Genomic DNA, 13,089 nt, shown 5'->3' with positions numbered 1-13,089 from the left:
CGCGGCGCATGATCAAATCCGTCGTAGGGAAACCGAATACTCGGAACCGGAGGCGAATACCGAGCGTCGCACCGGCTGAGTCGGACGGAATGCGATGGACGAGATCGTAGGAGCGGCCATGGTAAATGTAAAATACCTGTTTCATGCACCATTCATATTTAATATGTATGGCATCGAACCGGCCTTCATGCGCTGGTGAGGAGACGAAACACCATGGAGCTGCGGCATCTGCGTTATTTTCTGGCGGTCGCCGAAGAAGGCCAGTTCACGCGCGCGGCAGAAAGGCTAGCCATGCAACAGCCGCCGCTCTCGCAGCAGATTCGAACGCTGGAAGAAGAGATCGGTTTCGAACTCTTTGTGCGCGTGCCGCGCGGCGTCACCTTGACGCCGGCCGGTCAGGCCTTCGCGGAAGACGCGCAACGCCTGCTGCAAAATCTGCAGCAGTCTGTCGAAAAGGCGAGCCGGATTGCGCGTGGAGAACTCGGCACGATTTCGATCGGACTGACCAGTTCCGCCTCGTTCCATCCATTCACGACCGAGGCGATCCGCGCGTTTCGCGCGGTCTGCCCCGAAGTCGCCGTGGACCTCGCCGAGCTCAACGCGGCGGAGATCATCGAGCGTCTGGCTGCGGGCCAGATTCAGGCGGCGTTTCTACGCAAGCCGGTCGACGCCCGCGAGGGCGTGGCGTTCGAGTTGCTGCTCGACGAACCGATGGTCGTGGTGTTGCCGGTGGGTCATCCGTTGCTCAAGGGCAGGAAGCGGCCGCAAGTGTCGCTGAAAGCGTTGGCGCACGAAGACTTCATTCTGGTCCGTCGTCCGGGCGCGCCCGGCATGTATGCCGACATCCTCGCCGCTTGCCGGCAAGCGGGCTTCGTCCCGCGTATTGCCCGCGAAGTGCCGCGCATGGTGTCGGGCATCAACCTCGTGGCGGCGGGTCTGGGCGTGACCTTGGTGCCCGCTTCCATGCAGCGTTACGATCAGGTGGGCACCGTGTACTGCACGCTCGCGAACCCTTCGAAACTCAGCGCGCCGCTGCACCTTGCCTATCCCGCCGCACTGCACAACAGCGCGGCCACGCGCTTCATTCAACTGGTGAAGGAGCGCGCCGGCGCATGAATCCGTCAACCGGCACGGATTTTGCATTCTCGCCGTACCGGCTGAATAACCAACAGCCATCCATCGACGTCAAATACGCTACGCCATGTCAAACAGACAAGCCGCCGACAAGCCGGCCCGCCTTTCCTCAGGAATCGATGGAATCGACGACATCCTGGGAGGCGGTCTCACGCCCCATCGCATGTACCTTGTGGAAGGTGCGCCCGGTACAGGTAAAACTACCTTGGCCTTGCAATTCTTACTCAAGGGAGTCGAAGAGGGACAGAAAGGTTTGTACATCACGCTGTCCGAGACCCGTGCCGAACTGATCGCTGTAGCTCAAAGCCACGGCTGGGATATCGGCGGCTTCAACATTCTCGAGCTGGTTTCGGACGAAGGTCTCGACCCGCAGTACGAGCAGACCGTGCTGCACCCGGCCGAGGTCGAACTCGGCGAAACGGTGCGCAACGTCATCCAGCAGGTCGAGGAACTCAAACCCTCGCGCATCGTGCTGGACAGCCTCTCCGAATTGCGTCTGCTGTCGCAGAACCCGCTGCGTTACCGGCGGCAGATTCTCGCGCTCAAGCGCTATTTCGCCACCCGAGAATGCACGGTGCTGCTGCTCGACGACAATTCTTCCGAGCCCGGTGACGTTCAACTGCACAGCATCGCGCACGGCGTGGTCAGTCTGGACAATCTGGTGCGCGACTATGGCGGCAACCGGCGGCGCACGCGCATCGCCAAAATGCGCGGCATCAAATTCCGCGAGGGCTACCACGACCTGACGCTCGACACCGGTGGCATCCGCGTGTATCCGCGCCTAGTCGCGGCGGAACACCACGCGCAGTTCGAGACCGAGGCGGTCAGCACCGGCACGCAGGGGCTCGACGCGTTGCTCGGCGGCGGTCTGATCCCCGGCACCAATGCGCTGATGATCGGCCCTTCGGGCGTCGGCAAGACCACCACGGTGGTGTCGTGCCTGATCGCCGCGCTCGAGCGCGGCGAGCGCTGCGTCTACTACGTGTTCGACGAGACGCTCGTCACGTTGACGATCCGCTGCGCGACGCTCGGCATGCATCTGGCGCCGCACGTCGAAAGCGGTCTGCTGACGCTGCGGCAGATCGATCCGGCGGAGATCTCGCCCGGTGAATTCGCCAGCGACGTCCGCCGCTCTGTCGAGCGGGACGGTGCGCGCTTTGTCGCGATAGACAGTCTGAACGCCTATCTGCAGGCAATGCCCGGCGAGCGCTATCTGCTGCTGCAAATGCACGAACTGCTCGGTTATCTGAATCAGCAGGGCGTGATCACGATGCTCGTGCTGGGGCAGCACGGCATCATCGGCGAGGTACAGACCGATATCGACATCAGCTACCTGAGCGACGTGGTGGTGCTGTTCCGCTACTTCGAACACCACGGCGAAGTGCTCACCGCCGTGACGGCTGTAAAGAGCCGCGCCAATGCTCACGAGCGCTCGATCCGCCAGTTCCGGCTCGGCAGCAATGGCGTGGAAGTCGGCGAGGCGTTGCGCGACTTCGAAGGTGTGCTCTCCGGACTGCCGGCTTATCGCGGCAACACTGCACTGCTCGGTGCGACGAACCGCGTCCTTGACACGTCCGGGCAATAGGCCATGGAGCAACGCGTCCTTATTCTTGCGCCGTTTGGCCGCGACGCCGATGTGATTGCCGAAGTGCTGCACAAAGATCAACGCCTCTGCGTGGCATGCCGCGATGCCGACGCGCTCACCGCGGAACTCGACGCCGGTGCGGGCGCCGCGTTGATCGCGGAAGAAGCGCTCACGGGCAACCATGCGGCCCGTTTGTTCGAGTGGCTGGAGCAGCAGCCCGCGTGGTCGGATTTCCCGTTTATTCTGCTCGCCGCCTCACGCGTCGGACATCGCTCGGAACGTGGCCTCGAAGTGCTCGAACGGCTCGGCAACGTTGTCGTGCTCGAACGTCCGCTGAATTCGGAGACGCTGCGGCGCGCGGTGGCGTCGTCGTTGCGGGCACGCGCGCGGCAGTATGAATCGCGCCGCCATCTGGCCGAGCGGATCGAAGCGCAAGAAGCACTGGTGCAGTTGAACGACTCGCTGGAAAGCCGTATCGCCGAACGCACTCAGGAACTCGCCTCCGCCAACAATCGGCTGATGATGGAAATACACGAGCGCGCCAAAGTGCAGGCGGTGCTCGTGCAGTCGCAGAAAATGGAGGCGCTCGGGCAACTCACCGGCGGCATCGCGCACGACTTCAATAATCTGCTGAACGTCATCATGGTGAACGCAGAGCTGATCGCGCGAGTAACCAGCGATGAGCGCCTTCGCAGCATGGCCGCCACCGTCAAACGCGCGACCGAGCGCGGCGCGAAACTGACGGGACAGTTGCTGACTTTCTCGCGCAATAGCAACCTCGATCTGAAAGCCGTGGACGTGGTGGCGCTGCTGCAAGGCATGCGCGACATCATTACGGTGTCGCTCGGATCGAGCATCCGTTATACCAACGAGTTCGAAGGCCAAGAGATGTGGACTCAGGCCGACGCCAATCAGCTCGAACTGGCCATTCTCAATCTCGCCATCAACGCGCGCGACGCCATGCCGGGCGGCGGCCAGCTCGGCATTCGCGTGAAGCAGCGGGAGGCGCCCGATCAGACACTCGCTGAAGGCCGCTACGTAGTGATCGAAGTCGCCGATACCGGCTCGGGTGTGCCGCCCGATGTGGTGTCGCGCGTGTTCGATCCGTTCTTCACCACCAAGCCGATCGGCAAGGGAACCGGACTCGGCTTGAGCCAGGTCTACGGCATTGCGAGGCAGGCCGGCGGCACCGCGCGTCTGTTCAGCGAGGAAGGCGTGGGCACCACCGTTGAGCTCTGGCTGCCGTTGCGCGAGCGCGTGGCGCCGCAGGCCGAAGCGGCGTCGAATGCGGAAGCGAACGTGATCGGCGAAAAACGCGTGCTGGTGGTCGAAGACGACAGCGAGGTGCGCGCCATGCTGGTCGAGTCGCTGAGAATGCTCGGCTACACGGTGACCGAAGCCGCCGACGGACGCGCGGGCCTGAACCGTTTGCAGGACGACAAACCGGACCTGCTGATGGTGGACTTCGCGATGCCCGGCATGAACGGAATCGACGTGATCGCCGAGGCGCGCAAGATGCGCGAGGATTTGCCGGTGATCCTGGCAACGGGCTATGCGGACGTGGACATTTCCGGGCTGGCGGTGAAGCGCTGCACGATTTTGCGCAAGCCTTTCCAGCTGGACGATCTGGCGCGGACGGTCAGGCTCGGGCTCGCGGCCTGAGTCACGCCGACGTAACAAACCTGCGCGCGTGCCGATGCGCGCAGTCGCACCGTATCGTCATAAAAAATTCCAGAATCAATAGTTTGCTAACGAATTTTTTGGAAATACAATACCGGCCATGTCGAATCTCGATGCCTTACGCCGGACAGTCAGCAGCACGCTGGTCGTCGCCGCCCGAAAATGGCGGCGCACGAGCCACGGCGTGCTCGCGGCCTTCAATGTCTCCGAGGCGTGCGCTACGCCACTCCTGACCGCCAGCCGGCTCGGCGCGGCCGTGCGCCAGGTCACGCTCGCCGATCACATCGGTATTGAAGGGCCTTCGCTCGTGCGGCTGCTCGATCAACTGTGCGCCGCGGGCCTGATGCGTCGCGACGAAGACCCCGAAGACCGGCGCGCGAAAACCGTGGTGCTCACCGAAGAAGGCCGCGCCGTCACCGCGAAAATGGAAGAAGAACTGGTCACGCTGCGGGCGCAAGCGTTAAAAGGCGTCTCGCGCAGCGACCTGGAAGCCACTTTGCGCGTGCTGGCCGCGTTCACGGCCGACGCCGGCGAGCGCGCCGATCAGAACAGCGATAACAGCGGCGAGCCGGCGTAACGGTTGATGGTCTACCCTTCCCTTCGCGACTGGCTGTTCTCCGTCAAGACATTTGCCGCGGCGATGATCGCGCTTTACATCGGCCTCGCGCTCGAACTGCCACGGCCTTATTGGGCGATGGCGACCGTCTACATCGTGTCGAATCCGTTTGTCGGCGCCACGCGTTCGAAGGCGCTCTATCGTGCGCTCGGCACCATGCTCGGCGCTTCGGCAGCGGTGCTGCTGGTGCCGCCCTTCGTCGAATCGCCGTATCTGTTCAGCGTGATCGTCGCGCTATGGACCGGCACGATGCTGTATCTGGCGGTGTCCGACCGCACCGCGCGCAGCTACGTGTTCCTGCTGGCCGGCTATACGATGCCGATTATCGCGCTGCCTTCGGTGACCAATCCGGGCGGCGTGTTCGACCTCGCGGTCAGCCGCACCGAGGAGATCACGCTGGGCATCGTCTGCGCGAGCATTGTCGGCAGCGCGCTGTTTCCGAGCCGGCTTGCACCGACGATCATCAATCAGACCGACGCATGGTTTCGCGACGCCGCGTTCTACGCAACCGAAACGCTCTCTGGACGAATTGCCGGTTCGGCCATTTCGGGTGCGCGGCAACGCATCGCGGCCACCATCAATGGCCTTGAATTGCTGCTCAGCCAGTTGGCCTACGATCACACGCGGCCCGACATATTGGCGCGCGCACATGAACTGCGCGGGCGCATGCAGTTGCTGCTGCCGATCATGTCGTCGCTCGCCGATCCGCTGATCGCGCTTTATAACAGCGGCAGGCAGACGTGGCCCGACGGGCTGGAAAGCCTGCTCGCCGATGTCATCAAATGGTTCAACGAGCCGATGCCCATCGTGAGCGAGGGCGATCACCCGGACCCGACGGCCGATGCATTGCGTGCGCGCATCGCGGCGATGCAGCCACCGCCGTCCACGCTCGCGGGCTGGGATGGCGCGCTGCTCTCGAACGCGTTGTGGCGTATGAAACAGGTGATCGATGTCTGGCAGGACTGCCGCTCGCTGCGCATCATCATCACACGGGAAGAAGGCTCGTGGCGTCCACGCTTCCGTCATTGGCGGCTAGGCGGTACAGAGCGCTTCTACGATCGCGGCATCATGCTGTTCTCCACGGGCACGGCCGCGGCGGCCGTGGTTCTCGCGTGCAGTTTGTGGATCGGCTCGGGGTGGAACGACGGAGCGAGCGCTGTCACGCTCGCGGCCGTGGCATGCTGCTTCTTCGCGGCGCTCGACGAGCCCGCGCCGTTCATCTTCCGCTTCTTCGTGGCGACCGCCATCAGCGTGGTGGCGGCGGGCGTCTATCTGTTCGTCGTGCTGCCGCATGTGCATGACTTTCCCTTGCTGGTGATCATGTTCGCCGCGCCGTTCATCTTCGTCGGCACACTGATTCCGCGCCCGCAGTTCAACCTGGCCACGGTGCTGGTCGCCGTGAACACGGCCACTTTCATCAGCATTCAGGACGCCTACGACGCCAATTTTCTGGTGTTCCTGAACAGCAATCTCGCGGGCCTCGCCGGCTTGCTTTATGCGTATCTGTGGACGCGGGCGACGCGCCCGTTCGGCGCCGAACTCACGGCGTCCCGCCTGTTGCGTTCGAGCTGGGCCGACGTGGCGCTCACGGCATCGACACGGCCGATCGAAGATCCGCGCAATCTCGCTGCGCGCATGCTCGACCGCCTGATGCAGTTGATCCCGCGACTCGCCGCGACCGACGACCATCGTCATCCGTCGATCGAAAGCTTTCGTGATCTGCGCATTGGCCTCAACGCGCTCGATCTGCGCCGCCTGACCCCCAATCTGGGCGGCGACGCGCCGGCCGCGATCGATCACGTGCTCGACGACGTGCGTCAGTACTATGAAAGCTGCGTCGACCGCCGCAAGCGCGAGCCGGTGCCGGAGAGCCTGATGTCGTCGATCGACGCCGCCGTGGCGAGTGTCACCGCACAGGGCCTCGCCAACGCCGGGGCACCGAGCCCAAGCGCGCAGACCTCGGCGCGCCGGTTGCGCGAAGCGCTGCACGCGCTAGTCGGCTTGCGTCTTTCGCTGTTTCCGGCCACGCTGACGACACCCACGCCGCCCGAACCGGAGGCCGCCGCCTGATGCACTCATGCCGTTGGCCATTTCCTTTCCTCTTGCCCACCTCCCGCGATGATCGGTGAAATCGATATTTTCGGCGTGTTCGTGCCGGCCGTGCTCGTGCTGATGTTGGTCGCGTATCTGATCAACCTGGTCATTCGCACGGTGCTCGCGCGCGTCGGCTTTTACCGCTTCGTCTGGCATCGCTCCATCTTCGATCTTGGCATCTATGTGCTGGTGCTGGGCCTTATCGTTGTCGTTTCGCACAGACTAATAACGTGAAAAAAACCTGGTTCTCCGTCGGTCAAATTCTGCTGACCCTGATCGTCGTCGTCGCCGCGGCCCTCGTGCTGTGGAAACTGATTGGCTATTACATGTTCGCGCCGTGGACTCGCGACGGACACGTGCGCGCCGACGTGATCCAGGTCGCACCGGACATCTCGGGACTGATTTCGTCGGTCGAGGTGGTGGACAACCAGCAGGTCAAGCAAGGCCAGGTGCTGTTCGTGATCGATCAAGCCCGCTACACGCTTGCGCTGCGCCAGGCGCAGGCGACCGCGCAACAACGCCGCGCCACGCTCGACCAGGCGCGCCGCGAGGACGCGCGCAACCGCAAGCTCGGCAACCTGGTCGCGGCGGAAGTGGCGGAAGAAAGCCGCTCGCGCGTCGAGGCTGGCGAAGCCGCGCTCGCCGACGCGAACGTGGCGATCGACACCGCGAAACTGAATCTGCAACGCGCCACGATCATGAGCCCGGTGGACGGTTATCTGAACGACCGCGCGCCGCGCGTCGGCGAATATGTCGCGGCGGGGCGCGCGGTGGTCTCGGTGGTCGATATGCATTCGTTCCGTGTTGACGGGTATTTTGAGGAAACCAAGCTGGGTGGCATCGACATCGGCCAGCCGGTCGATATCACGGTGATGGGCGAACCGGCGGTGTTGCGCGGACATGTGCAGAGTATCGTCGCCGCGATCGAGGATCGGGACCGCACGCAAGGTTCGAATCTGCTGCCGAACGTGAATCCGGCCTTCAGTTGGGTGCGTCTCGCGCAACGGATTCCAGTGCGTGTGGCGCTCGATGAAGTGCCCGCGGATTTCCGCATGATCGCGGGACGGACGGCGACTGTGTCGGTGCGCGATCTGTCGCCTGTCGGGAAGAAGCATCCGGATGCGGGGGCGTCGGGGGCGGTGGCGGCTTCTTCGTCCGCGTCGGCTACGTCTGCTACGTCTACTACGTCTGCTGTTTCGACTGGCTCGACTGGCTCGGCCGGTTCGGCTGCACAGCCGGCGTCGGCCGCGGTCTCGTCATCGGGCGCCTCGCAATGAAGCTGTCGCGCGCCCTGCCCTTATTGCCGTTGCTGCCGTTGCTGCCATTGGCGGTTGCGCTCAATGGATGCATGAACGTCGGTCCCAACTACGCGTTGCCGCAACAGGCGTTGATCAACGCACCGCTCGCCAACGCGCCGATCGAAGGCGCGGACACCTCGCTGACCACGCGCCAGAACGTGCCACCCGTGTGGTGGAAGCTATACGACGATCCGGTGCTGAATCGACTCGTCGACGAAGCGCTGCAATCGAATACCGACTTGCGCGTCGCGGCGGCCAATCTCGCGCGCTCGCGTGAAGCGTTGGGCGTAGCGCAGGCGCAGGGCGGTTTTTCCGGCAAGAGTTCGGTGGCGATCGAACGCGCGCAGGAATCCGCCGAGCAATACCTGCTCACCGAAAAGCTGCCGGTCGTCAACGAAGGCGACATCGGCATCAGCATCTCGTATGAAATCGATCTGTTCGGCAAGCTGCGGCGCGGCGTGGAAGCGGCGCAAGCGGACACCGAGTCGGTACAAGCCGCGGCCGATCTCGCGCGAATCACCGTGGTGGCGGACGTGGTGCGCTCTTACGTGGAGCAATGTTCGGCCGCTGAGGAACTCAGGATCGCGCAGCAATCGCTGGCGCTGCAGAAACAGCGCGTGGACGTCTCGCGCCGCCTGCGCGACGCAGGCCGCGGCAATCAACCCGACGTGACGCGTGGGCAGACCCAGGTCGATACGTTGTCGGCGGATATTCCGCGTTATACGGCGCGCCGCAAGATCGCGCAGTACCGGCTCGCGGCGTTGCTCGCGCGCGCGCCTTCGGATCTGCCGCCGGCCGTGCTCGCTTGTGACAGGCTGCCGCAACTTCGCCAGCCGATTCCGGTCGGCGACGGCGCTGCGCTGCTTAAACGCCGACCGGATGTGCGCGAGGCCGAGCGTCAATTGGCGGCATCCACGGCGCGGATCGGCGTCGCCACCGGGGCGCTGTATCCGACGGTGAGCATCGGAGCGTCGGCGGGGTTGACCGGCGTTCTGGAAGACCTCGGCACGTCACCCACGGCGCGTTGGGGCTTCGGTCCGCTAATCAGTTGGCAGTTCCCCACGAACGGCGCGCGTGGGCGCGTGCGTGAAGCGCAGGCATCGAGCCAGGTGGCGTTGGCAAAGTTCGATGGTGTGGTGTTGACCGCGTTGCGCGAGACCGAGACAAGTCTCGCGACCTACTCGTCGGATTACGCCCGCGCCGATGCGCTGCGTGCCGCGGTCAAGTCGGCGACCGAGTCGGCGGATGAAACGCATCGGCTGTATCGCGCGGGACGTGAGTCGTTTATTTCGGATCTGGATGCGACGCGCACGCTGACGTCCACGAAGTCTCAGGCCGCGGCTGCGGACGGCCAGGTGGCGATCGATCAGGTGAATCTGTTCCTCGCGCTCGGCGGCGGTTGGGAAGTTGATCCGCAGAACGCTTCCGTTGGTTCCACGCCTGCGGTTGTGGTGCCGGTCAAGGCGACGCCAACGGCTGCAACAAAAGCGAAAGCGCCTTAAGCGGCTTTTTTGATTCTGATTTTGACTGTCCAATGCGGACCGCTCAGCATGCGGCCGCTTTAGACAATCCGCTTTTTGCCGAACGATCTATCGAAGTAACACAACCCCACGCTCACACGTGCGCACGTTCTGCACTTCCGCCTTCAACTCGCGCGCGATCTGCGCGACAGCGTCTTCAGCACGCGCTTTGCCGCACATGAAAATATCGAGCGCGGCGAAGCGATGCTCGGGCCATGTATGAATCGTGACGTGCGACTCCGCGAGCAACACGACACCCGTCACGCCGTGCTCGCCGCCAAAGTGATGAAAGTGCGCGGAGAGTACGTGGGCGCCGGCAGCTTTAGCCGCGTTCACCAGAATTACCTCGAGTGCCGCGGCGTCGCGCAGCGCGTCCACCGCGATACCGCCCAGATCCGCCAACACATGCGTGCCACAGGCATCACGCGGAGCGGGAGCGGGCGCGGACATGGACGTCACCGCGCTCACTTGTGCGACCCGTACGACGAGTAGCCGCTGCGCGCGGACGTCCCGCCATAACCGCCGCCACCACCGTTGCCGGTCATCGACGTGCAACTGAACATGACGATCACAACGAGCGCATAAAGCACATATAAGAATTGCCGCACACTCACCTCGACTCTTCGTGGAACGCGCGCCAGATCCACTCCGGCGCCCACAAAGCCACCATGCCGACGATCACCAGCACCGTCGAGCCGTCGAATTCAAATAACGTGTTGAAGTTGATGAAGACCATTGCAATGGTAGCGATCCACGGCCACGGACCGAAGCCAGCAGTCGCCGATCCTTCTCGCGCCGGCTTCGAGCCGCTGCTGCCGGATCGGGGCGCGCGCCGGCTCGCCGTTTCCGCCGCCAGAGCCGGTACACCGAATCGTTCGGCAACCTTGCTATTGCTCAGCGGCTTGGCGCGCGACCAGACGATTTCGTCGGCCGTCACTTCGCGCGTCATCTTGAAGTCACGCCACGCGAAATCGGTGATCGACGTTTTATCGCCCACTTGTACTCGCCAATTGAATGCGCCGGCGACGTAAGCGACGACCGCGTCGTAACGCTCGCGTTCGCGATAGGTCTTGCCGCCTTCGAGCACCTGACCGTCTTTGCTGATCATCGGCCAGTTGTTCAGCACGTCCACGCGTTCCCAACGGCCTTCGCTATGCACGAGCCACAGGAATCCGCGTTCCAGGTTGTGCAGCAGATATTCTTCCCAGTTCGATTCGCCGTCCGGCGTGCGACAACGCATGAGGCCGAGCGCCATATATTTAACGCCGTCGAAGGTCGCGCTCGCACCGAGTTGCAGCGCGGTTTCGATCGCTTCGACTTCGCGCTTCTTTGAGAACAGCGTCGCCTGCTCGGTGCTGCAGTCGACGCCCGCGTGACACGAGCCGCAAATCACATAGTTCGCCACGCCGACCGGACAATCGAGCGACGCGCCACAACTCGGGCACGTGAATGCGCCCAGTTCGCCGCGATAACGGCCGGCCGATTCGCGAATCTCCGTTTCGTCACGCAGGCCCTGACAGGCGAGCGTGTCCAGTTCCACCGAGGCGCCCGCATAGACCACCGGCTTGCCCGACTGCTGATCGGCGTCGGAGTAATCCAGCGTGATGAATTTGTCTTCGTAGCGGAAGTCTGCAACGCGCGCCTGCCAGCCGTCGCCCACCCGAAACGGCAATTCGCCCTCGCCGCCGACGCATTGGGCCGTGCGGATATCCGACGCGAGATAACGCTTGCCGGCGAAGTCGAGGCCGACGCCGGGGTGCAGTGAATCGAACTGCGGCAAGTCTTCGCCGCTGCCGTTGAGCTGATGTTGGATAGTGACCGCATATTGACCGGAGGCATCGGAAAGCCAGCCGAACGAGCCGTCGTCGAAAGCGGCGTACCACTCGGTCCAGTAGCCCGCGTCGTAACGCAATTGAATGCGGCCGAGCAGCGTGAACGCGCGCGACTCATGACGGCCAGTCGCGCCGAGTTGCAGCGGCGAATAGTCCTCGAATACCGAGGCCATCTCGCCGATCCGCTCGACCGCCTCGCCGCGCTTGAGCAGGGTGCTACGGCACGATCCGCACACGGCCATGACGGCCGCGGCGGAGCGGAATTCGAGCGGCGCGCCGCATTGAGGACACGAAGTACTGAACATCGAGTGCGTTTTTATTGGGTCAGCTTCGCGAGAATTTCGGCTTTCGCCTTCGCATAGTCGTCTTCGGTGACGAGGCCCTTGTCCAGCAGGGTCTTGAGTTGCTGCAGACGCTCGACGTAATCGTTCGAGGCCGAGGCTTGCGCAGGTTGCGTTTGAGCAGACTGATTCAGCGCACCCGTCATGGATTGCGCGATCGCGGCGCCCGCTGCGATACCCGCGCCCACACCGGCTACGCCGCCCGGATTCTGCGCGGCGAGCGGGATCGATTGCGCGGCCTGGTACTGCGCGAACTTGTTCAGATCGCCGCTTACACCCACGCTGATCCGCGCGTCCAGCGCCTTTTGCAGCGCCTCCGGCAACGACACGCTTTGCACGGTGAACGAATCGAGCGCCACGCCGTAACGCGCGAACACCGGCGCGAGCGCCTGGCCGATACGCTGCGAGAGCGCTTCCTGATTCGCCGCCATATCCACGAACGCGACATCCGCTGAACCGAACGCCACGCTCATGGCCGTGACAACGAGATTGCGCAACTGCTGCTCGAGGTCGTCTACGGTATAGACCGCGCGCGTGCCGCTGATCTCGCGATGCAGCGACGGCACGTCCACCACGCGGTACGAATATATGCCGAACGCCCGCACCTGCACGAGGCCGAATTCGCGATCGCGGATCGTAACCGGTTGCGGCGTGCCCCAGCGCCGCCCAAGTTGCAGACGCGTGCTGAAGAAGTACACATCCGACTTGAAGGGCGACTGGAACAGCTTGTCCCAATTGCGCAGACTGGTCAGCACCGGCAGCGTGCGCGTGGTCAACGTGTAGAGGCCGGGGCCGAACACATCGGCAATGCGCCCTTCGTTGATAAACAGCGCCATTTGCGATTCGCGCACCGTCAACTGCGCGCCGTACTGGATTTCCTGGTCTTCCATTGGATAACGCCAGGCCAATACGCCGTCGCCATCTTCCGTCCATTGCAGGACGTCGACAAATTGCTTGCGAATAAACGAACCGAGACTCATCGTGTACTC

The 13,089-nt window shown here is 63.5% G+C and carries 12 protein-coding genes; 8 read left to right on the top strand and 4 right to left on the bottom strand.

The genetic code is table 11. The features are described from left to right. Window positions 1-213 precede the first annotated feature (213 nt). From B0G73_RS18440 to B0G73_RS18405, 8 genes are all read left to right on the top strand, one after another. Window positions 214-1,116: a LysR family transcriptional regulator gene (locus tag B0G73_RS18440; RefSeq protein WP_106282745.1), complete on the top strand. Its 903-nt coding sequence runs from the start codon at window positions 214-216 to the stop codon at window positions 1,114-1,116. Between the two features lie 85 nt (window positions 1,117-1,201). Beyond that, window positions 1,202-2,719: an ATPase domain-containing protein gene (locus B0G73_RS18435; RefSeq protein WP_106282744.1), complete on the top strand. Its 1,518-nt coding sequence runs from the start codon at window positions 1,202-1,204 to the stop codon at window positions 2,717-2,719. A 3-nt stretch (window positions 2,720-2,722) separates the two neighbouring features. Beyond that, window positions 2,723-4,381, top strand: coding sequence for an ATP-binding protein (locus B0G73_RS18430; RefSeq protein ID WP_106282743.1), 1,659 nt, complete (start codon window positions 2,723-2,725; stop codon window positions 4,379-4,381). 118 nt (window positions 4,382-4,499) lie between these two features. Continuing rightward, a complete protein-coding gene (locus B0G73_RS18425) occupies window positions 4,500-4,976 on the top strand; it encodes a MarR family winged helix-turn-helix transcriptional regulator (RefSeq protein ID WP_106282742.1) in 477 nt (158 codons plus the stop codon). Window positions 4,977-4,982: 6 nt separating this feature from the next. Further along, window positions 4,983-7,085: an FUSC family protein gene (locus B0G73_RS18420; protein ID WP_106282741.1), complete on the top strand. Its 2,103-nt coding sequence runs from the start codon at window positions 4,983-4,985 to the stop codon at window positions 7,083-7,085. 48 nt (window positions 7,086-7,133) lie between these two features. Further along, window positions 7,134-7,343, top strand: a complete 210-nt coding sequence (locus B0G73_RS18415; protein WP_106282740.1) for a DUF1656 domain-containing protein — start codon at window positions 7,134-7,136, stop codon at window positions 7,341-7,343. After that, window positions 7,340-8,386: an HlyD family secretion protein gene (locus B0G73_RS18410; protein WP_106282739.1), complete on the top strand. Its 1,047-nt coding sequence runs from the start codon at window positions 7,340-7,342 to the stop codon at window positions 8,384-8,386. The genes B0G73_RS18415 and B0G73_RS18410 overlap by 4 nt, the downstream gene beginning before the upstream one ends. Continuing rightward, window positions 8,383-9,909 carry an efflux transporter outer membrane subunit gene (locus tag B0G73_RS18405; protein ID WP_106282738.1) on the top strand — a complete coding sequence of 509 codons (1,527 nt, stop codon included), beginning with the start codon at window positions 8,383-8,385 and terminating at the stop codon, window positions 9,907-9,909. The genes B0G73_RS18410 and B0G73_RS18405 overlap by 4 nt, the downstream gene beginning before the upstream one ends. Window positions 9,910-9,996: 87 nt before the next feature. On the opposite strand, the gene speD is transcribed toward B0G73_RS18405, so the two are convergent. The 4 genes from speD to B0G73_RS18390 are packed head-to-tail and all read right to left on the bottom strand — an operon-like array spanning window position 9,997 to window position 13,080. After that, window positions 9,997-10,377, bottom strand: a complete 381-nt coding sequence (gene speD, locus B0G73_RS18400) for an adenosylmethionine decarboxylase (RefSeq protein ID WP_106282780.1) — start codon at window positions 10,375-10,377, stop codon at window positions 9,997-9,999. A 14-nt stretch (window positions 10,378-10,391) separates the two neighbouring features. After that, window positions 10,392-10,535, bottom strand: coding sequence for a hypothetical protein (locus B0G73_RS40535; protein WP_181196580.1), 144 nt, complete (start codon window positions 10,533-10,535; stop codon window positions 10,392-10,394). A 2-nt stretch (window positions 10,536-10,537) separates the two neighbouring features. Then, the gene (locus B0G73_RS18395) at window positions 10,538-12,064 is read right to left on the bottom strand and encodes a DUF4178 domain-containing protein (RefSeq protein ID WP_106282737.1); all 1,527 of its coding nucleotides are present in this window, start codon (window positions 12,062-12,064) and stop codon (window positions 10,538-10,540) included. Between the two features lie 11 nt (window positions 12,065-12,075). Next, complete coding sequence (locus B0G73_RS18390) at window positions 12,076-13,080, bottom strand: SPFH domain-containing protein (RefSeq protein WP_106282736.1); 1,005 nt, start codon at window positions 13,078-13,080, stop codon at window positions 12,076-12,078. Window positions 13,081-13,089: the final 9 nt, after the last annotated feature.

The organism is Paraburkholderia sp. BL25I1N1, assembly GCF_003002025.1.
Lineage (GTDB): Bacteria > Pseudomonadota > Gammaproteobacteria > Burkholderiales > Burkholderiaceae > Paraburkholderia.
Note: the sequence above shows the minus strand (reverse complement) of the source record. Positions and strands in the feature narration are given on the sequence as shown.